This is a genomic window from Shewanella sp. 492 (genome assembly GCF_059338445.1).
The window spans coordinates 3,841,634-3,865,512 of the sequence record NZ_CM181702.1; the positions used below are offsets into that span (position 1 = coordinate 3,841,634).

22 protein-coding genes and 1 pseudogene are annotated in these 23,879 nt (G+C 49.3%); 11 read left to right on the forward strand and 12 right to left on the reverse strand.

Going from position 1 to position 23,879, the window contains the following annotated elements; translation table 11 throughout:
• Nucleotides 1-268: 268 nt before the first annotated feature.
• The 8 genes and pseudogenes from AC5YBX_RS16885 to AC5YBX_RS16920 form a co-directional block, all read right to left on the reverse strand.
• Nucleotides 269-1,444, reverse strand: coding sequence for a cyclic di-GMP phosphodiesterase (locus AC5YBX_RS16885; RefSeq protein WP_494520569.1), 1,176 nt, complete (start codon nucleotides 1,442-1,444; stop codon nucleotides 269-271).
• Nucleotides 1,445-1,654: 210 nt separating this feature from the next.
• Nucleotides 1,655-1,870 (reverse strand): hypothetical protein, encoded by a 216-nt coding sequence (locus tag AC5YBX_RS16890; RefSeq protein WP_475515235.1) that lies wholly within the window; start codon nucleotides 1,868-1,870, stop codon nucleotides 1,655-1,657.
• A gap of 10 nt (nucleotides 1,871-1,880) precedes the next feature.
• Nucleotides 1,881-2,639, reverse strand: a complete 759-nt coding sequence (locus tag AC5YBX_RS16895) for a DNA-binding protein (RefSeq protein WP_494520568.1) — start codon at nucleotides 2,637-2,639, stop codon at nucleotides 1,881-1,883.
• Nucleotides 2,639-3,178: a core component of ECF transporter gene (locus AC5YBX_RS16900; protein ID WP_494524125.1), complete on the reverse strand. Its 540-nt coding sequence runs from the start codon at nucleotides 3,176-3,178 to the stop codon at nucleotides 2,639-2,641. Before AC5YBX_RS16900 ends, AC5YBX_RS16895 begins: the two co-directional genes overlap by 1 nt.
• Before the next feature lie 14 nt (nucleotides 3,179-3,192).
• Entirely contained in the window at nucleotides 3,193-3,891 is a 699-nt protein-coding gene (locus AC5YBX_RS16905) for a CbiQ family ECF transporter T component (RefSeq protein ID WP_494524126.1), read from the reverse strand.
• Nucleotides 3,866-4,717: an ABC transporter ATP-binding protein gene (locus tag AC5YBX_RS16910; RefSeq protein WP_494524844.1), complete on the reverse strand. Its 852-nt coding sequence runs from the start codon at nucleotides 4,715-4,717 to the stop codon at nucleotides 3,866-3,868. Before AC5YBX_RS16910 ends, AC5YBX_RS16905 begins: the two co-directional genes overlap by 26 nt.
• Before the next feature lie 78 nt (nucleotides 4,718-4,795).
• Nucleotides 4,796-5,251 (reverse strand): annotated as a pseudogene (locus tag AC5YBX_RS16915) (ABC transporter ATP-binding protein); the annotation flags it as partial.
• A 26-nt stretch (nucleotides 5,252-5,277) separates the two neighbouring features.
• The gene (locus AC5YBX_RS16920; RefSeq protein WP_494524127.1) at nucleotides 5,278-7,395 is read right to left on the reverse strand and encodes a TonB-dependent receptor; all 2,118 of its coding nucleotides are present in this window, start codon (nucleotides 7,393-7,395) and stop codon (nucleotides 5,278-5,280) included.
• 386 nt (nucleotides 7,396-7,781) lie between these two features.
• On the opposite strand from AC5YBX_RS16920, the gene AC5YBX_RS16925 reads away from it, so the two are divergent.
• From AC5YBX_RS16925 to AC5YBX_RS16935, 3 genes are all read left to right on the forward strand, one after another.
• Nucleotides 7,782-9,140, forward strand: a complete 1,359-nt coding sequence (locus AC5YBX_RS16925; RefSeq protein ID WP_494524128.1) for an isochorismate synthase — start codon at nucleotides 7,782-7,784, stop codon at nucleotides 9,138-9,140.
• A 320-nt stretch (nucleotides 9,141-9,460) separates the two neighbouring features.
• Complete coding sequence (locus tag AC5YBX_RS16930) at nucleotides 9,461-10,120, forward strand: 7-cyano-7-deazaguanine/7-aminomethyl-7-deazaguanine transporter (RefSeq protein ID WP_494524129.1); 660 nt, start codon at nucleotides 9,461-9,463, stop codon at nucleotides 10,118-10,120.
• Nucleotides 10,121-10,205: 85 nt separating this feature from the next.
• The gene (locus AC5YBX_RS16935) at nucleotides 10,206-10,667 is read left to right on the forward strand and encodes a GNAT family N-acetyltransferase (RefSeq protein WP_494524130.1); all 462 of its coding nucleotides are present in this window, start codon (nucleotides 10,206-10,208) and stop codon (nucleotides 10,665-10,667) included.
• Between the two features lie 291 nt (nucleotides 10,668-10,958).
• Here the strand turns inward: AC5YBX_RS16935 and AC5YBX_RS16940 are convergent, their stop codons facing one another.
• On the reverse strand, nucleotides 10,959-13,097 hold the full coding sequence (locus AC5YBX_RS16940; RefSeq protein ID WP_494520561.1) for a sensor histidine kinase: 2,139 nt from the start codon (nucleotides 13,095-13,097) through the stop codon (nucleotides 10,959-10,961).
• Between the two features lies 1 nt (nucleotide 13,098).
• On the reverse strand, nucleotides 13,099-14,484 hold the full coding sequence (locus tag AC5YBX_RS16945; protein WP_494520560.1) for a sigma-54-dependent transcriptional regulator: 1,386 nt from the start codon (nucleotides 14,482-14,484) through the stop codon (nucleotides 13,099-13,101).
• Nucleotides 14,485-14,761: 277 nt separating this feature from the next.
• On the opposite strand from AC5YBX_RS16945, the gene AC5YBX_RS16950 reads away from it, so the two are divergent.
• The 8 genes from AC5YBX_RS16950 to mutM all read left to right on the forward strand — a co-directional run bounded on the left by AC5YBX_RS16950 (nucleotide 14,762) and on the right by mutM (nucleotide 21,806).
• A complete protein-coding gene (locus AC5YBX_RS16950) occupies nucleotides 14,762-15,574 on the forward strand; it encodes an ABC transporter substrate-binding protein (protein WP_475515245.1) in 813 nt (270 codons plus the stop codon).
• Complete coding sequence (locus AC5YBX_RS16955) at nucleotides 15,571-16,278, forward strand: ABC transporter permease (protein ID WP_475515246.1); 708 nt, start codon at nucleotides 15,571-15,573, stop codon at nucleotides 16,276-16,278. The genes AC5YBX_RS16950 and AC5YBX_RS16955 overlap by 4 nt, the downstream gene beginning before the upstream one ends.
• 2 nt (nucleotides 16,279-16,280) lie before the next feature.
• Nucleotides 16,281-17,000: an ABC transporter ATP-binding protein gene (locus AC5YBX_RS16960; RefSeq protein WP_475515247.1), complete on the forward strand. Its 720-nt coding sequence runs from the start codon at nucleotides 16,281-16,283 to the stop codon at nucleotides 16,998-17,000.
• Nucleotides 16,984-17,580 (forward strand): molybdenum cofactor guanylyltransferase MobA, encoded by a 597-nt coding sequence (gene mobA / locus AC5YBX_RS16965; protein WP_475515248.1) that lies wholly within the window; start codon nucleotides 16,984-16,986, stop codon nucleotides 17,578-17,580. The genes AC5YBX_RS16960 and mobA overlap by 17 nt, the downstream gene beginning before the upstream one ends.
• 8 nt (nucleotides 17,581-17,588) lie before the next feature.
• Nucleotides 17,589-19,394, forward strand: a complete 1,806-nt coding sequence (locus AC5YBX_RS16970; RefSeq protein ID WP_494524131.1) for a bifunctional molybdopterin-guanine dinucleotide biosynthesis adaptor protein MobB/molybdopterin molybdotransferase MoeA — start codon at nucleotides 17,589-17,591, stop codon at nucleotides 19,392-19,394.
• Between the two features lie 66 nt (nucleotides 19,395-19,460).
• A complete protein-coding gene (gene moaA / locus AC5YBX_RS16975; protein ID WP_475515250.1) occupies nucleotides 19,461-20,447 on the forward strand; it encodes a GTP 3',8-cyclase MoaA in 987 nt (328 codons plus the stop codon).
• A gap of 82 nt (nucleotides 20,448-20,529) precedes the next feature.
• Nucleotides 20,530-20,982 carry a hypothetical protein gene (locus AC5YBX_RS16980; RefSeq protein WP_475515251.1) on the forward strand — a complete coding sequence of 151 codons (453 nt, stop codon included), beginning with the start codon at nucleotides 20,530-20,532 and terminating at the stop codon, nucleotides 20,980-20,982.
• 8 nt (nucleotides 20,983-20,990) lie between these two features.
• Nucleotides 20,991-21,806: a bifunctional DNA-formamidopyrimidine glycosylase/DNA-(apurinic or apyrimidinic site) lyase gene (gene mutM, locus AC5YBX_RS16985; protein ID WP_494520559.1), complete on the forward strand. Its 816-nt coding sequence runs from the start codon at nucleotides 20,991-20,993 to the stop codon at nucleotides 21,804-21,806.
• 61 nt (nucleotides 21,807-21,867) lie between these two features.
• Here mutM and AC5YBX_RS16990 read toward each other — a convergent pair whose 3' ends face one another.
• Together AC5YBX_RS16990 and coaD are read right to left on the reverse strand one after the other, a co-directional pair.
• Nucleotides 21,868-23,376, reverse strand: a complete 1,509-nt coding sequence (locus tag AC5YBX_RS16990) for a capsule assembly Wzi family protein (protein WP_494524132.1) — start codon at nucleotides 23,374-23,376, stop codon at nucleotides 21,868-21,870.
• Between the two features lie 10 nt (nucleotides 23,377-23,386).
• Nucleotides 23,387-23,863 carry a pantetheine-phosphate adenylyltransferase gene (coaD, locus tag AC5YBX_RS16995; RefSeq protein ID WP_494520557.1) on the reverse strand — a complete coding sequence of 159 codons (477 nt, stop codon included), beginning with the start codon at nucleotides 23,861-23,863 and terminating at the stop codon, nucleotides 23,387-23,389.
• Nucleotides 23,864-23,879 lie beyond the last annotated feature (16 nt).

Genomic DNA, 23,879 nt, shown 5'->3' on the forward strand with positions numbered 1-23,879 from the left:
GCGCCAATATCGATAAGGGCGCGAATCAGACCTGTGGTGAGCATCGAGGCCATAACGAAGATGCCACAACAGATTATAATCAGCCACTTTTCCATTTTGCCTCCGCTGGGCGCTATGTTGAAGTGGCCATTATTTATCGGTATCTAGCATTCACCAAATACCTATTCTTACTAACAAATAGCTCAATAAGCTAACCAGCCACACTGCTGGCGATGACGATAGACTGTGACACAAGACGATGCTGACGTTAACGCCCTTAATCGATTCATTAATAGAAGGGCGTCGGGTCGACATCTAAGCTGCTGGGCGAGAGCCCGCGCTCGATATGCACATCATGTTTTAATAGATCCACCATCACCACATCGGTATAGCGTTTATGGGTATTAGAGTAGAAACACTTAAGCACGGGATGCAACGCATCACGATCTTTCGCATCCCACACAATCCCCACGCGACCATCAGACAGTTGCACCAAAGAACCCACAGGATAAATGCCGATACAGCGGATAAACTCATATACTAATGCCTCGTCTAAATGAAACGGGGTTAAGCTGAGTAGGATCTTAAACGCCGCGGCTGGACTCATCGCCTCTTTGTAGCAACGCGTAGCGGTAAGTGCATCAAAAATATCGACAATGCAGCTCATGCGACCATGCAGGCTTATCTGCTGGCCAGCAAGACCATTAGGATAACCTTTGCCATCGAGCTTTTCATGGTGCATCAAACAGACATCACGACTGATCTGGGACAAGCCTTGGGTATCTGCTAGTATCTCTTTGGCAAACACCTGATGTAACTTCATATGCTCAAACTCTGCGGGCGTTAGCCTGCCGGGCTTATGCAAGATGTTGTTGTCGACCTTCACCTTGCCGATATCATGCAAGATACCGCCTACGGCTAACTGTTTAAGCTCGTCACGTTCAAGGGCCAAATACTTACCAAAGGTCACTAATAAAAAGGCCACATTGATAGAGTGCTCCAGCAAATAGGCATCTTTAGAACGCAGCGCTGAAATACATTTAAAGGCATCGGCGTCTAACATGACTGACTCAATCATGTTCTCTGCTAAATCTTCAAACGGCTCAACGGCAACGGCCTTGCCTTCAAAGGTTTCAGACAAGACTTTTTGCACCAGATCTTTTGCCTCTGCCATTAAGCGTTTGGCTTTATCTTGTGACTGTTCTCGACTGATTTTTTTTACGATAGGAGGAGCCGGTGCCAGCGCGACTTTAGGAGGCGTTAGGCCGCAACTCGGGTCCGAACGATTAACATCGACCCAAACATATTTGAGGTTATTTTTAATTAGCTGCTGGATAGCCGCAGTACTTTTAATTTGCCCAGGATGAGCAATATTAACTTGACCTTGCCGCTCTATCGCCGTGACATACATGCCTATAGACAAGCGCCGCACTGCAATTTTTATAATGTCCGCTTTGTTACCCACTGTTTCACCATCTGCGCCAAGCCTCACCACGAGCTCTCTAACCACTTTCAATCTAGTCAGGATCCAGCCCAACAGGGCCAATTCACAACATCAAGCTCTAAGGGCGCCATGTTATGCTGAGCACACTAAAACTACCACTCATTTTTGCGTATTTTAGGTGGCTCAGCGGTGAAATAAATTATGCCAACATAAACAGAATGTTAACTCACCTTACCTCGCAGTTAATACGGTACATTCAATCGCGTCCACTAACCAACGGCGGCGAGCACAATTGACACAAGAGCGTAGCTGATCATCGACCTGCTCATCTTCGTCGTCGGCGATAAAGTGCTGGCACTGAGCCGCAATATGACGAGCCGCTTGATAATTGTCAGCCTCAACGGCTAACTGCCAACGTCCCTGATGTAGACTAAAATACTGTGTCATAGCGGCCCCATTAATAATGCTTCAGTTGTTGTTTTAGGGCGTTGCGCCAAACACCCTCTTGCTGATACACCAACAGGCAAACTTGATGTTCGCGGTACACCGCCTTCACCTTACCTGACAGTTGCAACGGCGTTTTAAAACACAGTGGCTCACCGCTGTCGGTTAGCACACAATCGACGCCTGTTTGTTCAATCGCCTCGGCAACCGACAATTCCACCGTGCCCGCTTCCAGCCCGGGTAGCTTAAATTGCCCCTTGATCCGGCCATCATTACCTTGCAAACGCAGTCCTAATCCTGCCATGGCGCCAATGACACCTTGGCCAGTGCCACCATGCTCACTTAAGTGAATACCTTGTGCATGCGCTAAGGCGTAAGCTTCAGCCTTGGTTTTCACCACCTTCTTAGCCGCCAGCCCAAAGTCGATTAAGGCTTGATGATCGCAAGCAGCTTGTAGATCGAGCAAGGCGATGCCAGGATCGGACGCCGACGCGCATTCTTGCAGTAAATGGTTAACGGCTATCTCCAAGATCTGAGCCTGACACAAAGGCGTTCGCACTTGAAAACACATGGCGCTATTGTGTGACGTGTAGGGAATATCTGGATGCACAAATAGCTGATGGCGAGTCACAAACGCGCAGCGGCTAGGCTGGCCTGCCGATAATTTTAAGGCAATTTCTTCGGCGATCTCACCCGTGCCTTTAGTGCCAATATCATCGGTATCATCGATACAGACTAACCAAGACGCTAACCCCTGTTGACTCTTCATCATTACAGCTCCTCACGGTCTAACAGATCATGGCTTCTCAAACGTTGTAATACTGGCGGTACCAATAACGCCGCCAGTACAGCAAAAAAACCACCAAACACTAAGCTTTTAGCCAGTTGCAATAGCACCACCTCAAGGCTTAGCCCCACTAAAATATCCTCAATCGTTCCCTTACTCGCCCATGCCACAGTAGCCACTAGGGCTAAGATAATGCAGCGCCATTTGAGTGCCAGAACAATCGGCAACAGCAGTAAGCACAGATCCATGGCGGCGGCGGGCAAGGCAAATTTAAGCACGATAAAGGGGCCCCCTTTGCCGACACTCAACATCATCGCCATTAAGCCAGCCAAGATGCCACACACAGTGATCGCCCCTTTTTTACCGACGGCGCCATAGCAAATAAGATAAAAAAAAGTCATCAAAAACATCGAGTGTCCGGTCAAGCCTAACTTGAGTCGCAGCAACCCTTTTAAGGCCACCAAGAGCGTGGCGCAAAAGCCAATAAATAGCGCATCGTGCAGTGTAAAACCTTTATTGTGCATGTAATTTAATCTCATTAATCGGGCCAGTGGGTTGGCTTATGGTGGACACCGAAGCGGCGTAATTTAGCGGCTAAGGCCATCTGTTTAGACAGTTTTAGCAGTTGAATTAATAACGGGTAGAGCACACAGTAAATCAGCTCGCCCCAATGTTTCGGTCGACACAAGGCTTTGGGCGTTATCTTCGCGCCGCGCATCACCTGCATCTGATAAATCTCCTTCACCTCCAAGCCAATTCGCGGCAGCAAACTAAAGCTGGCCGCCATCACAAAGGCCCATTTGTGCGGTAAACACCAACTCAATACCTCGCCAATGCGTTGGGGCGCGCAAGTAATGGATAACCACCAGCCGGGAATCATCGCCAATAATATGCGTACCACCGCCAGCACAGCCTCACCTATCCGCTCGCCCCCATGTAGCAGCAGGTAAAGTGCGCAAGTGATCGCCAATTGAGTCGTAAACAGTAAGCATAATCCTTTAACACCGCCGCCCAAATAGCGCCCTTGGAGTAACAGCACACCATTAAACAGGGCGATAACCGATAAAAACTGATCGGGTACAAAAAAAGCACTGCTCGACAGACACAGGCTTAACAAGATACACAGGGCACACAACTTAGGATTTTTAACGATAAAGTGCTGCGTCATGTCGTTATCTGCCGACGTAACGTGGCCCCTTGCCTTGCTCTGCTTAACCCACACGAGCATACCTTTCATCTTGCTCAGTCAACTCAGCTCCCGTGAGACATTGCAGACGCTTATCGCTAATGTGCCACACCTGATCGATAGGCAATAAGTCCAGCGGTCGATGGCTAGCCAATACGATGGCACAGCCTTGCTCGCTCAGGGTTAAAATTAACTTGGCTACCTGGTAGAAGAAGCCACTATCTAGCCCAGCAAAGGGATCGTCCAGCAGCAAGATTTGTGGCTGCAAACAGGCCAATGACGCAAGCGCCACTAAATGCTGCTGCCCATAAGAGAGTTGGTGTGGCGATTGAGAGGCCAGCGCCGACAAGCCTAATCTAGCGAGCATTTGCGGCGCACGTTCGAGCGGCAACCCATAACGTTTTAAACTAAATTGCATCTCTTCGATGACGCTTGACTCAAATAACTGCCGGCTTGGTCGTTGATGTAATAGCGCCAATTGATGCCCATACACACCTAACTTAGGACGTTGATTTAAAACTGAAATACAGAGATTACCCACATCGGCCTGAATACCGGCTAAACATTTAAGCAAGGTGCTTTTGCCTGTGCCATTGTCACCCGTTAAGGCCACGATTTCACCAGGGTACAAACACAGAGCATCACTTTGAAACAATAACGGCTGGCCGCTAAAACCCACCTTAAAAGGCCCGGCATGGATAACCGGAGCCTGCATCGCAGACGTATTAGGCTTAGTGCGCGCGCCGGCCATACTAAGCAGTGCTGGCTCGGCATCATCCTCCTGATAAGCATGCAATTGCCCAGCATCGAGCAGCCACCTGTGGGTCACGCAACTCGAAAAGGCACGCTTATGATGCTCAACAATCACGATTGCCATACCGGCCTGTTGCAGCTGTGCTAACAGTGCCGTGAGTTCCTGTACCCCTTGATTATCGAGCTGCGCCCACGGCTCATCGAGCAGTAATATATCGGGTTGCAGTACTAACTGCGCCGCAATCATTAAACGGTATCTTTGTCCTAACGACAGGGTCTCTATGGGGGTTTCTAAGCTAATAAACAGCCCGACGTTACGCAGGGCTTGGCTGACTTGGGCATGCATATCTTGCGCTGCCACCCCTAAGTTTTCCAATGCAAATGCCACCTCGGCGCCTAGGGTTTGTCGCAGCAATTGCACATTGGGATCTTGCATCACGACACCTAAGCACAGCGGCGACGCGCAATGGCGATCGCCCACAAAGGGACGTTCCATCACGCCTAAGATCAGTTTTAACAGGGTCGATTTACCTGAGCCAGTATGGCCGTGGATCATCTGGCAATCACCGGCCTTGATAGTAAAATCAAGATTATCAAACAGCGGCTTAGCCGCTGTTTGATAATGAAAACTGATTTGTCGCAATTGAAGTAGCTGCATCAGAACACTCAGTCTATATCTGCCGTCTAGATCTGCCAGTTAATGCCTAAGAACACCTGTCTACCCGCTTGAGGTAACGCCTCACTCTGGTAGTAATGTTCGTCAAGCAAATTACTGGCACGCAGATACACAGATAAGTTATCCCCCATGATGGGTTGAATTAAGTTGAGATCCACCAAGGTATAGTCAGCTAAATCTTGCTCAACCAACACCTTCTGTCCCGCGACCTTTTGCTGCTGTTGAAACACCTGCCCCATTATGTGCTCAATATTAATATTGATACGTGTAGCGAAAGGCAGCTCGTAATCGGCTTGCAGCCTTAATTGATGACGCGGACGATACTCTAAGGTTGCTAGCCCAGGAGCTGCGTCTTTATCTTCGCTATCGAGGAAGCTATAGGCAAAGGTCACGGCTAGCTTATCAATGCTGTGGTTACTCAGTGCCACATCGACGCCGGTGAACTGATAGCGCCCCATGTTTTGGTATACGCCATCCTTATCTTTAGCAATATAGTTGTCGGCATCGGTGTAGAACCCAGCGATATTCAAGTCGGTGTTATACCCCAAACCTTGATCGACACTCAGCTCGATATGCTCGGAAGTTTCCGCTTGCAATGCTTCGTTACCTGAAGATAACGCATACAGATTACGCATTGATGGGAAACGTACTTTACGCGCGAGCCCTAAGTTCACCCGCGTCGCGTCTAATACCTGCCAATAACCGGCCACTTGCGCCGAATAATCGGTTTCATCGTCTTGCACGCGATCTTGTTGATGCAGTGCTGCACCGACGGTTGCACCTAAGTGATCGTGTTGATACTGATACTCGAGCGCCGCAGTGTACATCCATGAAGTATCATCAAAGGTTTCCCCAGAGCCGCCACCTGAGCCATTACCACCGCCCGTGCCTGAGCCACTACCGCCGCCCGTACCTGAGCCACTGCCGCCACCCGAGCCTGAGCCACTGCCGCCACCCGTGCCTGAACCACTGCCGCCACCCGTGCCTGAGCCACTGCCGCCGCCCGTACCTGAGCCACTGGTATCAAAGCTGTCGCTGCTCGACTCCCAGCTTTGGTGCTCGGCTAATACTGCTCCTGTTAGCAGCTGACCATGCTTAAAGTCGGCGATAAATTGCACGTTAGCACCACTCATTGTTGAGCGACCATCTAAACGCTGCTCGATTAGTTGATAGTTGTCATCGACATAGCGATTTTCTAACACGTCAGATTGGTTTTGATAGGCAAAGCCACGTAGGGTATATCTGTCATTAAATTGATGTGCCATGCCCAATTGAACTGTATGCGCCTGGTAATCATCGACCCGCTCAAATTTAGGGTTACGACTCGTGGTGCCATCAACCGCAGGCTTACCCCAGTCACCCTCACTCAAGTTAACGTTCGCCATCAGTTCGGTACGATCCGATAACCAATATGAACCTTGGCCGAACAGGCTATTGACCGTTTTAGCAGAATTTAAGCGCGTATCGCCCTGTTGCAATGCCGTATCAGGTTGATCACCAGACACAGGCCAGCCATCGGTTTGCTGTCTCGATAACGAGAGCAATCCTTGCCACTGTGCCCCTGAACCCGCCATGGTCAGGTCACCGGCAAAAGTATCATTGTCGGCGCCTTCAAGGTGTCCCGACAGTAAGGGGGCGTTATCGCCCTCTTTAGTACGAATGTTGATCACGCCGCCTGCACCGCCCGGGCCATACAACACAGAGGTGGGGCCTACCGATACCGTCACTGAGGCGATTTGACTCGCGGGGATCACACTAGGATCAAATTGACCATCTTCGGCGCCATTTGCTGGCACGCCATTAATGAGATAGATAACATGGCGCGCTTTAAAACCACGAATATCGACACGCGGAGTGCCTTGGCCACCCACGCGCACAAACACACCCGGGGCATTTTTAAGTACTTGATCGAGACTCTGTACGCCTAAGGCTTGGATTTCATCGGCGGTAATACGCCATGTGGTCGTGCTCTGCTGCTGCGCCGTTGGCTTTTCGCCCGTCACCACAATCACTTCTGACACATCTAAAATAGGGGTTCTATTGGCATTATCAGCCAACACCATAGGACTGCTACCCACCGCAAGAGCGACCAACGACAATTTGATTATTTTTTGATTTTTATACATTTTTAATTAACACTCCGAGTAACCTAATCGCATCATTGTTCAATGTTACGATAGTGGTCTCAAGCGCTCTAAAAACAAAAACCAACCCAGATCGACTAATTACGACTTTGTCTGTGCTTTACTCCCCCCTCGGTGGACATTTTGTCCAATAAGAAAATCACTTAAGACAAAAGTACGCAGTTTTTATCTATCAATAAACCAAATATAAATAAACAATATTTGGACAAGTTCACAGCTTAACTCCCTGTAACTTGACAGTCTTTTACCGGCACATTAGGTTGTGGGAAAGATTCTTATTAGCAATACACCATAAGTCTCTACATTGCATATTGGTGGCGATTGTTGCCATCAAACAAAGATACTTATCGATAAAGCTGGAGTATTTATTGAGCGTTTTCTCGCTATCCCAAGCCATAGCATCCTTAACTAGCACACTTGAGCAACTGGAGATCCATCAGTACGGCGAGCCGATCATTCAGCTGTCTGTGTCTGTGGCTCCCTTGCCCTCTATTGCGTGGTTAGCGAGCCAGTCGTGTTATCCCAAAGTGTACTGGCGCGGGCGTGACACCCAACAAGAGGTCGCAGCTGTCGGGGCGTGCAAAGATTTTATGTTTGAAGATGCTGTCGATGACAGCCAGCTGTGTGCCGCCTATCAGCAGCAGCGCGCATTGTCGAGCAATCCAGAGATCCGCTACTACGGTGGTGTGGCGTTCGATCGTAATACCGATTGCTGGCCAGAATATGGCCGGGCACATTTTATCTTGCCTCGTATCGAATTACGCCGCAGCGGTAATGAGTACAAGTTATTAATTAATCTCAATATTGAAATTAATGACATCGAAAGCGAGCGTCAGTTAGCGCTCGATGCACTGCAGCAATTGTCACCGCCAGCGCCCTTATCGGCGCCCAATAAAATCCACCTGCTCAGTCGCAGCGATCGCCCCAATCAGCAGCGCTGGCGTGAGCTGGTCAATCAGGTCACCCAAGATAAATTTATTCAAGATACCCCCAAAGTGGTGCTGTCACGGCTCACTCAACTGGAAGTGAACGAGAAAGTCGATCCCTGGATGCTGCTCGCCAGTTGGCAGGGGCGCAATCAAAACAGTTTTCAATTTGGCTTCCAGTTTAGTCCAGACAGCGCCTATATCTCTTGCACGCCCGAACGCTTATACCGCCGCTGTCAGCGCGAGTTGTTTACCGAAGCATTAGCGGGTACCACCACTCGTGGCCTTAATGAAGAGGAAGATGCACTGCTGGCCAAAGCGCTCATCGATGACAGTAAAAACAGCCATGAAAACCAACTGGTACGCCAACATATTGTCGATGCGCTCACGCCGCTGAGTAACTATGTCGGTGCCGATGAGCTCGCTAAGATATTTAAACTTAGCCATATTCAACATCTACACCGGGCGATCAGAGCCGAGCTCAAACCAGGCGTGAACGATTTTCAGATTTTATTAGCCCTGCACCCCACCCCAGCGGTAGGCGGTTTACCCAGAGAGTCGGCGATTAATTTTATTCGCCAGCGCGAGGGGTACACCCGCGGTTGGTATGCGGGCGCCTGTGGTTACTTCAACAAATATGAGAGTGAGTTTGCGGTGGCCATTCGCAGCGCCTTGATTGAACCAGGCAGAATCAACCTTTTTGCAGGTGCTGGCATTGTGGCTGGCTCGGAGGCCGACGCCGAATGGGGCGAGCTGGAAAACAAACTGGCGACCATACTGTCGATACTCACCGAAGTGTAACAACCCTAACCTCTATCGTATTCAATGCCTGCCGTTATCTAGCGATACTAAGCAGGCTTCCCCCTGTAAGCACAGAATATCTGGCCTGATGCAGCTAAAAACGTCAATTATGCTTGTACATTGGTAGTAATTATCTATAATTTGCCGCCCAAATCGATAGACCCCATTGCTGCTGGTCACTCTGATAACTTAAGGGTTCTTAAGTAGTGTACGTAAGCAAGGTGTCGTCATAAGCGCTAAACTTACGGCGATGCACAATGGATAAGATTCACCTTAGCGGGTTCCCTCACCCCGCATTAACCGACTAAAAAGGCCACAAGATGTTAATGTTATCTCGCGCGCAATTGCAGCGTGCTCTATTACTGTTAGTCAGTTTTCATATACTGATCATTGCAGCCAGTAACTACTTAGTTCAACTTCCTTTTCAACTGTTTGGCTTTCACACCACTTGGGGTGCGTTTAGCTTTCCGTTTGTGTATCTCGCGACCGATTTAACCGTGCGGATTTTCGGCCAGCAGCATGCGCGTCAAATCATCCTTAAAGCCATGTTACCGGCATTGGTGATCTCCTATTTTATTGGGGTATTGTTTCATCAAGGCAGCTTTCAAGGCGCGCAGTCGTTAGCCGAATTCAATAGCTTTGTCTTTCGCATCGCCTTTGCTAGCTTTGCCGCTTATTTGGTGGGGCAGCTCATGGATATTCGCGTATTTGCCAAACTAAGAAGCACAAAATCATGGTGGGTGGCACCAGCGGCATCGACCGTTGTAGGCAATCTTATTGATACTTTAGTGTTTTTTAGTGTAGCTTTTTACGCCTCTAGCGATACTTTCATGGCTACCCACTGGCCCGAAATTGCCACCGTCGATTACGGCTTTAAATTGATGGTTAGTTTAGGTCTGTTCCTGCCAGCCTATGGCGTATTGCTCAAGGTACTGCAAGATCGGATTTTAGCCTCAAAACCACACAACGAACTGGCCTGACCAGTTGTTTTAGGCTATCATCGCGGCACTTTTTTAATCAATTCCAAGTGCCGCTTTGGTGGCATTGTTGTCTGGAGATCTAAAGATGTACACCACGACGATTGCCCGTCATAGCGACCTGAGCGATGACTTATTGCAAACGCTAATCACCCTAGCTCAGCAAATCCCTGAATTTGATGGCCGTTATACTATTGAAGATTATCGCGCCCGCTTAACCAATAAGCCTATGTTGGTTCAACTGATGAGTGTTGAGGGTGAATTAGCAGGCTTTAAAATAGGCTACAGCGAACAGCCAGGCCAATTTTATAGCTGGTTTGGCGGCATACTGCCCGAGTACAGACAGCTAGGGCTGGCCAAAACCTTACTGGCCGATCAAGAGGCTTGGGCAAAAGCACACGGGTTTGAGCGCATAGCGGTTAACACCTACAACCAGTTTACTAGCATGCTGCAGATGCTGATTAAACAAGGTTATAAAGTGGTAGGCCTACAGACAAACAAAGAGCAAGTTGACAATAATAAATTGTTTTTAAACAAGTTATTAAATTGATCGCAATGGCGTTGTTATTTACACGTAAATAACTTGCCAACCCAAATGATAATGACTATCATTTGCATGCGTTCCAAAGCTCAGTTTAATTAGCACTTCATCTCTGCTTAATGATTGGGTTATATGCTTAACATTGCTCACGTACTTTTTCGCCGGAATATTTTTATTCCGGCTTTTTTTTACCTGCAATTAAGCGCTCCCCCATATCACTTTAATGATAAGCCTTATCGGCCTTTATCCTTAGCCATAAAAACGGCAGCTCAAGGGCTGCCGTTTTGGTATTGATAGGGTTTAGCCTCTATTTTTATTGGTCATATTGCTGGAGAAATGTAACCCACCATAAGGCGGATTTAATTGATCATCTTTGGCCTTATGGTATAAACCAATGGTAAACAGGGTTCCCTTACCTAAGATTGAGCTGACCTCGATGGTGCCACCTATCCGTTTAATAATACCGTAGCTGAGTGACAAGCCTAAGCCAGTGCCATCTTTACGTGTGGTATAGAAGGGGTCAAAAATCCGTCCGAGCTGCTCCTCGGGAATGCCTTTGCCCTCATCTTCAATCTCAATTTTAACCCCCACAGGCTCACCGTGTTGCAACCAGTCGTAGGTGCGGATCTTGATGCGTCCACGACCGTCCATTGCATGGGCAGCGTTAACGACCAAATTGATCAACACCTGCAGCAATTGAGGCCGATTCACCTCGATGGGATAGCTAGCGTTAAGCTCTTGGATCAATACCACCTCCTGCTGCTGCACCGAGTGACGCACCAAAATCAGCATCTCTTCGATAATGGGCGTCAGCTGATGCATCTCCAGCGGCGCATTAAATTCACCGGGCCGACTGTACTGCAACAGACTACGAATAATGGTACTGATGCGGCCAACCTGTTGGATCACTATCTCAATCTCTTCTTCAACGTCAGCCGCCTGATCGCCCAGCTCATACTTAAGCAGCTCCATATTACCTAAGATCACCGCCGTCGGATTATTGATCTCATGGGCAATACCGGCTGTTAGCTCGCCGAGTGCGGTTAACTTCTCATTAGTGACCAACTGCTGACGCGTCTCGTTTAACAAGGCCACGTTACGCTGTAGTTCTTCGGTTTTTTCTTGCAGGCTGCGGGTGCGCTCTTCGACTTTCACTTCTAGCTGCTCGGCCGCCGCTTGAATTTGGCTATTACGCCGCTGAAGTAAATCGAGCATGCGATCAAATTGCTCAGCCAGATCCGACAGCTCATTATCTTGCTCGAGCCCGAGTGAACCAATACGTAAATTACGCCCCGACTGCACCGCTTTGACCACGTGATGGATCCGCTCTATCGGCAGTAATAAGCTATAGGCGCCGCGGTATACCAGTAAGCCTGACACCAGTAAGACCAACATTAAGATGGTGCCGAGCTCGATAATATTAAGCAGATAATTATGAATAAAGGGCGATTCGGAAAAGCCGGTGTAGATCATGCCGATACGTTTGCCGCGAATATCGGTCAACGGCGCATAGGCCGAGATAAACCAGTCGTTATAGACAAAGGCCCTATCGACCCAAAGCTGGCCATTAATCAAGACTTTTTGGCGCACCTCTTCAGACACTAAACTGCCTAACGCGCGCCCCTGTTTCTCACTGTTTTGCGGCGAGAAATGCAATGGTACATTGGTACTGATACGGATGTTGTCTAAAAAAATGGTCACGGTACCGATAGAGCGCTCTGGCAGTGTGCCTTTGTCGTACACCAAGTCGCGAATATGGTCGACAATGCGCATATCTCGGTTAAGCAAAATGCCGCCATCGAGATACCAGCCAACAGTGCCATCGTTACCGACAATGGGTAACAGGCTACGACTGAGCATGCCGCGCTTTTCTACCACCTTACTGGGTTTCTGTGAGCGTGGCGTATCAACAAGCGGGATCACCGCTGCCGCGTCAAGCTGTTCGCCCAAGCGCGCTAAACGCTGCGGTGGAAGCACCATCAGCCCAGAAACAGCTGCTGTATTGTTGGTTTTAGGTAGCATCATGCGCAAGTCGGGATCAGCAGCCGCCTCTGCAACACTGATAAGCCGCAAAAAATCGAGATGCAACGCCGCCTTTTGTTGCCCCAGCAAGGCGCTAATGTCATCGGCTAAGATGGGCGCTTTGGGGTCGAGTTGGCGAAAGGCGTTTTGAAACTCCCACGACACCATCACCTGTTTAAGCAGATCTTCTTGCTTAGCCTGCACCGCATCCAAAGTATTGCGCGCCACGGTGAGGTCAGCTTTAACCTTCATAAACAGCTGCTTGCCCGTGTAGCTAATGTTCCAATAGATGGTAATAAACACTAGGCTGACTAGGGTCAATAAAATCGGCAGCAAGGTTAATACTAAAATTCGGTAGCGTACTTTAGCCTGCAGTTGCTGCCAGTTAACACCAAACAGTCGAGGAAAAAACGCCACCTTAGCTCTCCGCCTCGTCTTGGCCTTGGTCAAACCACTCTTTGTATTTACGATCTAGGGTTTTTCTAGAGACGCCTAAATCGCGAGCGGCGGCCGATTTGTTGCCTTGATGCAGATCCACCACAGCAGTAACGTGATGTTTTTCTACTTCTTTTAGGCTCCAGTTCAGCGGATAACCGGCTTCGTTTAACATTTCTGACTTAGGTTGCTGCTTCCAATATTCTGCCGGTGGCTTGCCCAGCAAAATACACCGCTCAATCATGTTACGCAGCTCGCGTATATTTCCTGGCCACTCATGTTGTTGTAATTTCAACATATCCTCATGGCTCCACACCACCTCTTTAACCCCAAGCTCGGCGGCCAGTTGACGAGTAAAGTGGTGGGTCAGCTCGACCACATCTTCTGGGCGCGTGCGTAATGGGGGAATGACGATATCGAGCACATTGAGTCGATAAAACAGATCGCGCCTAAAATTGCCCGCCTCAACCTCGTCGGCGAGTTTACGGTTGGTCGCCGCGAGCACTCGCACATCAATCTTGATCTCTTTTTCACTGCCCACCGGACGGATAGTGCGCTGCTCAAGCACCCGCAATAACGCGGTCTGCATTTTTAGCGGCATCTCACCTATTTCATCTAAGAAGATGGTGCCGCCTGAAGCAAAACTAAATAGCCCTTCACGGTTGCCTTTAGCCCCGGTAAATGAACCTGCAGCATGGCCAAATAGCTCGCTCTCAAGTAGTTCTGGGGCAATGGCGCCACAGTTAACGGGCACAAATGGCCCTTGACGACCACTTAAGAGATGCAGCTGTCTGGCCACCAGCTCTTTGCCTGTACCCGATTCGCCTTCGATTAAGATCACCGCATTGGTCGGTGCAACCCGCTCAATCACGTGCTTCACCTCCATCATGGCATCGCTGCTGCCAATAATGGTTGAGGATTGACCGATAGAGACTTCGCGGCGTAGCATCAGGTTTTCACGCTTAAGCAAGCGACGCTCGATACAGCGGTCTACAGCCTTCATCATCTGCTCTAGATGAAACGGCTTCATAATAAAATCGGAGGCACCGGCGCGCAGTGCTTTTATCGCCACATCCATATCGGCGTAGCCTGTCATAAAGATAATGTCAGAGCGGCGCTCATTATCGTTTAGGGCTTCATCCCATTCGATCCCTGAACGTCCCGGCAGACGGATATCGACAATTAACAGATCAAAGTGACAGCGACTGCGGAGCTGTTCGGCATCTTCAACACTGCCAGCCGTCTCTACTAAGGCGAATTTCTTCGACAGAGCTTTTTTTAAAAAACTGCGCATTCCGGGTTCATCGTCAACGATTAACACAGATACGGCAGACGGTAACGGTTTCATCTCTTTATTTGGCTGGCTCATATTGTCTTCTTTTGGACATTTTGACACACATTAAACAGATTCTAGCATCAAAGCTCAGGGAATTGGTCACCCTGAACCAGAGTTCTATGACTTTGGGACATTATGTCTGCTGAAATTTTATTGACCTTGCGATCTGTCTCACACTTTATAACTGACTTGAGACATGTTTTATTTAAATTCCGCATTGGCACCTTTTTTGCTGACTAATCACTGTTTTGTAAAACAAATATATGCGAGAGCGGCAAATCGCATCTTATCACTATGCCAAGGAGTACCAATGTTAAACCTAAAATCCATTTTCAGTCTGGCGGTTATCGCTAGCGCCTTAACCGTATCACCACTACAAGCACAAGAAGTGATTAAACTGGCGACCACCACCAGCACCGAAAACTCGGGCCTACTGAAAAACTTGCTGCCAAAATTTGAAGCTGAATCAGGTTATAAAGTACAGGTTATCGCTACGGGTACCGGCAAAGCATTAAAACTGGCACGCCAAGGTGATGTCGATGTCGTAATGACTCACGCGCCAGCAGCCGAGGCTAAATTTGTAGAAGAAGGCTATGGCGTTATGCCTCGTGGCATAATGGAAAACGATTTTGTGATCTTGGGCCCTAAAAATGACCCAGCAAAGATCCGCAGCAGTAAGACAGCAGCAGAAGCCTTTGCTAAAATAGCCGAATCTGGTGCAACCTTCGTGTCGCGTGGTGATAACTCTGGCACCAACATGAAAGAGCTTATCGTGTGGAAGGCGGCAAACGTTGAGCCTAACTTCGACGGTTATCGTTCAGTTGGCCAAGGCATGGGCAAAACCCTACTAATGGCGAATGAACTTCAGGCCTACACCTTATCTGACCGCGGCACTTACGTCGCTTATAAGGCCAAGCTTGACCTAGCAATTGATTACGATGGTGGCGCAGCATTAGCCAATCCATATCAAATTGTACTGATTAACCCTGCCAAATATCCCGATCTAAACCATCAGGGAGCTAAGGCGTTAAGTGATTGGTTAATCAGCAAGGATGCACAAAATATGATTAACAGCTACACCGTCAATGGTGAGCAACTATTTAAGGCAACATATAGCGAATGAGTGAAGGCTGGTTAGCCCTTATACAGCAGGCGTTAAGCCTGCTGTTTTCATTGGACCCTGATGTATGGGCCATTGTCAGTGTCTCTTTTTCAGTCTCTTTTGCAGCGCTGGCGTTTACCCTGCTGCCGTCACTGATCTTAGGCTTCCTATTGGCATTTATCCCCTTCCCCGGCCGCTGGTTTGCTACCAATTTAATTCAAACTATTCAATCTATCCCCACCGTGGTTATTGGCTTATTGGTTTACTTATTACTGACTCGCATGGGGCCGCTGGGCGATTTGAGGTGGCTGTTTACCCAACCCGGGATGATCCTTGGACAGATGATGATTTGTGCTCCGGTATTAATCGCCATGAGCCAAGCCGCTTTTACCAGCGTCGATAAACGCGCATGGGAAACCTCTCGCACCTTAGGCGCCTCGTGGCTACGCTCTGTGTGGCAAATTTGCCGAGAATTGAAAGTGCCGTTATTGATGGCCATTGTCGCTGCCTTTAGCCGTATTTTGACCGAAGTGGGTTGTTCTATGATGGTGGGCGGTAACATTGCTGGTGTCACACGTAATATCCCCACCGCTATCGCGCTGGAAACCAGTAAAGGCGATTTTGCCCAAGCCATTGCCTTGGGGCTGGTATTACTCATCCTCTCTTTAATACTCAACTTTACCTTGGGCACGTTAAGAGGCAAAGCCGAGCCGAGGAGCCACTAGTTATGGTTAAAGTAACGGCCAGTAATATCGAAATGCGTTTTGGTAGCCGCCTGCTATATCGTTTCGATAACCTCAGCATTACCCAGCAGCAAACCGTACACCTGCAAGGTGATAACGGTTCGGGTAAAACCACCTTAATGAAACTATTTGCCGGCTTACAAGCCCCGACCAGTGGCAACCTACAGGCCCACGGATTTCCATCATCGCCTTGGTGGCGCCGCAACCCTTTGCTAGGCAAAGCCGTGTATTTACACCAGCACCCTTACCTGTTCGATGGCAACGTTGCCTATAACCTTAATTATGTGCAACCCTTTTGCGAGCTCTCGACTCAAGAGATACAGCAGCGAACACGCACCGCCGTCGAAATGGCACAATTAGGCCCCCTCATGCAACAGCAAGCTGCAAGCCTATCTGGTGGCGAGCGTCAGCGCTTGGCGATTGCACGCGCTTGGGTCATGCGGCCGAAATTATTGATGTTAGATGAACCCACCTCTAACATGGACAAACTGTCACAGCAATTAGTATTGACCATGATAAGTGACCTAAAAACACAGGGAACAGGTATGCTTATCAGTAGTCATCAAAGCTGTTCACTCACCAGCCTGTGTGAACAAAGTTGGCAAATAGAACAGCAACAGATTATTGCTACCGATGCAGCAGCATCGCCCATTGTGGGACTCAACCAACATAAGCAGGAATTACACTATGTCACAGCAAATTGATGCGGTGATCCTTGCCGGCGGCATGGCAAGACGTATGGGCGGTAACGATAAAGGTTTGGTCGAACTCAATGGCCAACCTATGATCAAGCACGCCATTGACAGGATAAAACCTCAAGTTAAGGAGATCCTGATCAACGCAAATCGTAACCAAAATCGGTATGCTGAATTTGGTTTCAAAGTATTAAGCGATGAAGACTCTGGCTATCTTGGCCCCTTGGCAGGCATGATCACCGCACTAGGCCATACCTTGGCCGATTATCTATTAGTGGTGCCTTGCGATTGCCCTTTGTTACCCCAGGATTTAGCGGCAAGAATGCTAGCGGCTATTGACGCTCAGCAGGCCGACATGGCCGTGGCCAGTGACGGCAAACGTGAACAACCCGTGGTGTTACTGATCAAGCCTGAGCTACGCAGTTCGATGAAGGCATTTTTAGATGCTGGCGAGCGTAAAATTGATGTCTGGTACGCTCAACATAACTGTGCGGTTTGCGATTTTTCTGACCAGCCCAATGCCTTTGTCAACGTCAACACGCCAGAACAAAAACAACAGCTTTCTGAGGCAATAGCCCAATCAATTTAGAGGTCTACATGAGCATAGCGTTTAATAATCCCCTGTCGGTGCCCGTTCTCGGATTTTGTGCTTATAGCGGTACAGGCAAAACCACCTTGCTGAAAAAACTGATCCCAGAACTTAATCGTCGTGGGATCCGCCTAGCGGTGATTAAGCATGCTCATCACGATTTTGACGTCGACATTCCCGGTAAAGACAGTTACGAGATGCGTAAAGCCGGTGCACGCCAGATGCTGGTTGCTTCCCATGTACGCTGGGCATTGATGACTGAAGACTTGGTGGCCGATGCGCCAGAGTTACCGCACCTGCTTAAGCAGATTGAACAGGACAAAATAGATATCGTCTTGGTCGAAGGCTTTAAAAAATTGGCCTTACCGAAAATCGAACTGCACCGCGCCGCTCACGGCAAACCCTTTATCCATACTCACGACACTAATATTCAAGCGATCGCCTGTTGCGATGACACCCAGCTGCCATCAGATCTGCAGCGACTGGATATTAATAACGTCGCACAGATCGCCAATTTTGTTATCCAATATGCAAAAAACTGGACACCATCAACCACCCAGGTGCCGCTACAAGCCGCGCCTGAGTGTGGCTGCGAAATGGACAGCAGCAACAGCCTATCTGTCAGACAAGGCGTGGATAATATCCTCTCTTTCGTTAAGCCCGTGACGCAAGTCGAGTCTGTAGCCCTCGATGATTGCAGCAATCGGGTATTGGCCGAAGATGCGATTTCGCCCGTCGATGTGCCGCAGCAGACCAACTCGGCAATGGACGGTTACGCTTTTAAATATAGCGACCCTATGTTGAGCCAATACCAGATTGTTGCCGATGTAATGGCGGGACACAGTTATCAAGGCCGCTTAAATGACGGTGAAGCGGTGCGTATTATGACTGGCGCACCAGTACCAGAGGGCGCTGACACTGTACAGATGAAAGAGTTGGCCGATGATCAAGGTGATAAGGTAAGCTTTAGCGGTAATATCACCTTAGGGCAACACGTACGTCAAGCCGGTGAAGATATCGCCAAGGGTCGCACGGCTCTGGCCGCTGGGCACCGCCTACAAGCGGCCCATCAAGGCATGCTAGCGTCATTAGGTTTTGGCCAGCTGGCAGTGCACCGCAAACCACGAGTGGCAGTTTTTTCTACCGGTGACGAGGTCTGCCAGCCGGGTGAACCATTAAAGCCCAACTGCATTTACGACGCTAACCGCTTCACCATTAAATCTATGCTCAAACAGTTAGGCTGTGAGGTGATAGACCTCGGGATCATTCACGATTCAGAAGCGGCCTTGGTGGAAGCGCTGCAAGGCGCGGCGCAACAAGCCGATGCCGTGATCAGCTCTGGCGGCGTGTCGGTCGGAGATGCAGACTTTATTAAACTCGCCTTAGCCAAAGTAGGCCAAATTAACTTTTGGCGTATCAATATGCGCCCAGGTCGCCCACTGGCCTTTGGTCAAATTGGCGACTGCCTATTCTTTGGGTTACCCGGCAATCCGGTGGCCGTGATGGTCTCTTTCATGCAGTTTGTCCAACCTGCACTGCGCAAGTTAGCTGGCGAGTCAGCTTGGGCTCCCACACTGCTAGCCGCCATCGCCGATTGCCAGCTACGCAGCCGTATCGGACGCACCGAATTTAGCCGCGGCGTGTATCACTTAGGCGTCGATGGCAAGCTGCATGTTAGCAGCACGGGGGCTCAAGGCTCTGGGATGCTCAGCTCTATGGTCAAGGGCAACTGCCTTATCGTCATCGGCGAGCAGGATGAACAACTCGCCCCTGGCGACACTGTGTATATTCAGCCTTTTGCCGACCTGTTATAAGCGGTCATTATTTTAGCCGGGCCAGTGGGTATCCAGCGCACCACTGGCCGTTGTAGGTGATCTTGTATGAGTTTGATTGTTGATACCTTTGGCCGCACCGTCGAGTATTTACGCCTTTCGGTCACGGACAGGTGTGATTTTCGCTGCGTCTACTGCATGAGCGAAGATCCCTGCTTTCTCGATAGAGAGCAGGTGCTTAGCCTCGAAGAGCTGGCCTGGGTTGGCCAAGCCTTTACCGAACTTGGGGTCAAAAAAATTCGCCTCACGGGCGGAGAGCCTTTAGTGAGAAGCGATTGCGATCAATTAGTGAGCCTGCTGGGTAAGTTACCCGGGCTGCAAGAGCTGTCGATGACCACCAATGGCTCAAGGCTGACTAAATTTGCCGACAAGATGCATCAATCTGGCTTAAATAGGCTCAATATCAGCCTCGACACCCTTAAACCTGAACGTTTTACTGAGCTGACGCGCAAGGGAAAACTGGATCGGGTGATCGCGGGCATCGATGCGGCTAAGGCGGCAGGCTTTAAGCGGATCAAGGTCAACGCGGTGATCCTGCGGGGCCAAAATGATGATGAGGTGCTCGACTTAATCGAGTTTTGCCGCGCGCGCGAACTGGATATTGCCTTTATCGAAGAGATGCCTTTGGGCATTATCGACGAACGTAAACAGAGCCGTCATTGCAGCAGTGACGAGGTGAAAGCCATCATAGAGCAGCGTTACCCGCTGATGCTGTCTAACAAACGTACCGGCGGGCCGGCGCGCTATTACACCATGGCAGGCAGTGCCATTCATGTGGGCTTTATCTCACCGCACAGCAATAACTTTTGCCATGAGTGTAACCGCGTCAGGGTGACGGTTGAGGGACGTTTACTGCTGTGTTTAGGCAATGAAAACTCGGTCGACCTTAAGGCGATTGTACGTCAATACCCTGGAGATATAAGCCGGCTAAAGCAGGCGATTATCGCCGCCATTAAGCTCAAACCTAAAGAGCACCATTTTGGCGGCGAGGATGATACGCAAATCCTGCGTTTTATGAATACCACCGGCGGCTAATGACCCGCTTAAGATAATGCCCTAGTGCTTTTTCGATGATAAACTCATTATCTGTATCGATAACAATTGAGTTAAAGCAACGATGGCATTATCTCGTAAAAAGTGGAATAACATCATTATCTTCGCCTCGGTGGCTATGGTGGCAATTCTCACCTTTTTAGATCGTGAGACCCCTTCGCTCCCCGATGACGCTCAGCCGCTATTTGATAAAGCCGCGCCGTTACATCAATTGCAATATGATGATGTGTGGTTGAGCCAAGGTGGATTTTCATGGCAATGTACGCCGCAGATCCTCAATTGCAGTCAATGGGCCGATGCCTGGAGCTCGATTTTAGTCTCACCTATCAACAAACTGATCCCGCCAGAATCGACACCCCATGAACTGGTGATTCAAATTACCAATATTGCTACGCCGCAGGTGTGGGTCATCTATCCCGAGGAGGGCCTGCTGAAATCGCCCGCAGGCAATTGGTATCAAATTCCTCCCAGTTTACGTGGCGCACTGGTGCCCATCATTAACGCTAGCCCAAAATAGAGAATACCATGCCTGAATTACCCGAAGTGGAAGTGACTCGCCAAGGCATTACGCCGCACCTTATCGACCAGCAGGTTACCGCACTCATTGTACGTAACCCGTCGCTGCGTTGGCCCGTGCCTGATATTGCCCAGCAAATTGTGGGGCAGACCATACGCCATATCCGTCGCCGCGCCAAATACCTGCTAATCGACACCGACGCAGGCACCACGATTGTCCACTTAGGCATGTCTGGCAGCTTAAGGATCGTCTCTCGCTCGACCAAGGTTGAAAAACATGATCATATCGACTTAGTCATGGCCAGCGGCAAAATATTACGTTTTAACGACCCAAGGCGTTTCGGCGCTTGGCTATGGTGTGAGCTGCCTGAAGCTGCGCACCCTTTATTGTCTAAACTTGGCCCCGAGCCGCTACAAAGCGAATTTAATGTTGATTATTTAGCGCAAGCCTTGGCGGGTAAGAAAAAGGCGATAAAACTGTGCCTAATGGATAATCATATCGTGGTGGGGGTCGGTAATATTTATGCCAATGAAGCCCTATTTGCCGCCGGTATTCATCCGCAAACCGAAGCAGGGCGAATCGATAACGAACGCCTGACACTGCTGGTAGCCGAGGTGAAACAGATCCTCGCCAATGCCATTAAGCAGGGTGGCACCACACTCAAAGATTTCACCAATGCCGAGGGTAAACCCGGTTATTTCGCCCAAAAATTGCATGTGTATGGTCGCGGCGGTGAGACCTGTACCCAATGCGGTAACCTGTTAAGCGAGATTAAGTTAGGCCAAAGAGCCACGGTCTTTTGTGGTCTGTGCCAGCGCCGTTAAGGACGAAACACAAAAAAGGCTGACACACTGTCAGCCTTTTTATTACCACCAGCAACCTAGATTAAAAACGATACTCATAGGTACCAAACAGGGTCGCATCGGTGTCGTTGTCGGCGGTTTCGAACTTCGACTGTGATACCGTCCCCCCCACACTCATCATGCCTTGCCAAAGGGGGAGACGATAGCTTAATTCAAGCATGAGTAGATCTTCTTTAGGTGGCTGTGGCGCCCATTCACCACCACGGTTGACACCGTCATTGTTAAGCTGGGCGTAACGTACTACCGACGTTAGACCATGACTATTGGCAAATCGACCAATCAACCCGAGTACATACACCTTGGCATCGCTATCATAGGTACTGCCTAATGAGCGGCCATAGTAACGAGAACCACTTTGATAAGTGCTGTGTTCATAAAAGCAGTTAAATGCATTTTGATTTTCACCGCAGGCGACCATGGTATCTGTGTATTCAAAAAACAGCTTATATTGCTGATGGTCAAAATCGAAACGACTATCGACACCAAATAACTTGGCACAATCGGCTAAGTCCCACGGCATCGGGCCACTAGAATCTTCACAGGTACGCTCTAAATAGATGCCCACAGGAATATCAAACCAGGTGTCGGCGTAACGAATATCGAAACCCGCCATTTGGTTGCCGATTTTGCTTTGCAGCGCAGGATCGCAACTTGATTCACCATTGACACAGGTAGTATTACCGGCAATCGCATCCCACAAGGTAGACAAACCACACTCTTGCCCATCACCACAAAACATGGTGGTCCACGACAGGCCCATCTCGAGTTGGCGCAGCGGCCTGATGCTACCTCGCATATTCCATAACAAGGGGTTAGCAACCGCACGCTCCTCTTCGAGCTCACTAATGCCAGTGGTCACGGTCCATGGCCCTATCCAAGAGAGCCAAGGCGTTGCAAATGCCGCGGCGTTATTACGGCTGATCATTACCGAAGGAACGGGGCGAGCATTGTTTGACTTGTGTAGCGCCGAGTCAAACCCAGGTCCCCACCACTGCTCTATCGCGCCTGCAGTGATCATCCAGTTGCCAAGCGCCATGGCAGCATAACTACCATCGAGACGAAATTCCTCTTCATCGAGTGGATCAAGAGTGGCGGTTGCGGCAAGCTTAAAGGCAAAACGCTCGCCCATATATTCATGGCTCGCCTGTAGCTCAGCCTCTTCACGATAATCAGAGCCAAAGTGTTGGAACCTTGCGGCATCAGTGGCTGCCACCGCTTTGATACTGGTATTGCCTCGGTTACCTACTGCGTTATTGTAATAAAAATTAACCCGCGCAAATGCATCCGCCAAGGCTGGGCTTAACTTAGACGGCTCAATGTTATTCAAATCGACGCCGATCCCTGACCACATAAGCGGATAGGTATTAACTGGTACCGTTATCACCCCCGCATCGGCTAGCGCCTGAATATCGGCACGCAGGTAAATATCAGACACATCGACCCAAGGTGCACTATGCGCGACTGAAGCAAATAGCAGGCTAGCCGTAACCACTGCGGCGGTAAAATAAGCTTTGATTTTATTGATGATCATAACGAACGGTTTAATCCTTGAGTTCGAGCGCTTTGCTCACTGCGGGGTGAACAAACTGACTGACATCGCCACCATGCAATGCCACCTCTTTCACTAATGTCGATGAGATGAACGAATTCTCTTCGGCGGGGGTTAAAAACACACTTTCTAAATCGGCACTGAGACGTCGATTCATATTGGCTAGCTGAAATTCATATTCAAAATCGGACACGGCTCGCAAGCCACGCACCAAGACACTGGCCCGCTGCGCTTTGGCAAAATCAACTAATAGCCCACTAAAACCAACCACTTCGACATTATCCAAATGAGCGGTCACTAACTTCACTAGCTCGACACGTTCGGCCAAAGTAAAGCGCGGCTGCTTAGAAGGATTAGCGGCAATACCGATAACTACATGCTTAAATAGCTTGGCGGCCCGCTCTATGAGATCCGCATGGCCATTAGTAATAGGATCAAATGTTCCAGGGTAAATCGCTTTCGTGTGCATATTTGACTCACTTTAG

Coding starts and splice junctions, on each gene's coding strand:
- AC5YBX_RS16890 (WP_475515235.1), bottom strand. CDS start 1,870: ATGACACAGTATTTTAGTCTACATCAGGGACGTTGGCAGTTAGCCGTT.
- AC5YBX_RS16895 (WP_494520568.1), bottom strand. CDS start 2,639: ATGATGAAGAGTCAACAGGGGTTAGCGTCTTGGTTAGTCTGTATCGAT.
- AC5YBX_RS16900 (WP_494524125.1), bottom strand. CDS start 3,178: ATGCACAATAAAGGTTTTACACTGCACGATGCGCTATTTATTGGCTTT.
- AC5YBX_RS16905 (WP_494524126.1), bottom strand. CDS start 3,891: ATGAAAGGTATGCTCGTGTGGGTTAAGCAGAGCAAGGCAAGGGGCCAC.
- AC5YBX_RS16910 (WP_494524844.1), bottom strand. CDS start 4,717: ATGGCAATCGTGATTGTTGAGCATCATAAGCGTGCCTTTTCGAGTTGC.
- AC5YBX_RS16920 (WP_494524127.1), bottom strand. CDS start 7,395: ATGTATAAAAATCAAAAAATAATCAAATTGTCGTTGGTCGCTCTTGCG.
- AC5YBX_RS16930 (WP_494524129.1), top strand. CDS start 9,461: ATGTTAATGTTATCTCGCGCGCAATTGCAGCGTGCTCTATTACTGTTA.
- AC5YBX_RS16935 (WP_494524130.1), top strand. CDS start 10,206: ATGTACACCACGACGATTGCCCGTCATAGCGACCTGAGCGATGACTTA.
- AC5YBX_RS16945 (WP_494520560.1), bottom strand. CDS start 14,484: ATGAGCCAGCCAAATAAAGAGATGAAACCGTTACCGTCTGCCGTATCT.
- AC5YBX_RS16950 (WP_475515245.1), top strand. CDS start 14,762: ATGTTAAACCTAAAATCCATTTTCAGTCTGGCGGTTATCGCTAGCGCC.
- AC5YBX_RS16955 (WP_475515246.1), top strand. CDS start 15,571: ATGAGTGAAGGCTGGTTAGCCCTTATACAGCAGGCGTTAAGCCTGCTG.
- AC5YBX_RS16960 (WP_475515247.1), top strand. CDS start 16,281: ATGGTTAAAGTAACGGCCAGTAATATCGAAATGCGTTTTGGTAGCCGC.
- mobA (WP_475515248.1), top strand. CDS start 16,984: ATGTCACAGCAAATTGATGCGGTGATCCTTGCCGGCGGCATGGCAAGA.
- AC5YBX_RS16970 (WP_494524131.1), top strand. CDS start 17,589: ATGAGCATAGCGTTTAATAATCCCCTGTCGGTGCCCGTTCTCGGATTT.
- moaA (WP_475515250.1), top strand. CDS start 19,461: ATGAGTTTGATTGTTGATACCTTTGGCCGCACCGTCGAGTATTTACGC.
- AC5YBX_RS16980 (WP_475515251.1), top strand. CDS start 20,530: ATGGCATTATCTCGTAAAAAGTGGAATAACATCATTATCTTCGCCTCG.
- mutM (WP_494520559.1), top strand. CDS start 20,991: ATGCCTGAATTACCCGAAGTGGAAGTGACTCGCCAAGGCATTACGCCG.
- AC5YBX_RS16990 (WP_494524132.1), bottom strand. CDS start 23,376: ATGATCATCAATAAAATCAAAGCTTATTTTACCGCCGCAGTGGTTACG.
- coaD (WP_494520557.1), bottom strand. CDS start 23,863: ATGCACACGAAAGCGATTTACCCTGGAACATTTGATCCTATTACTAAT.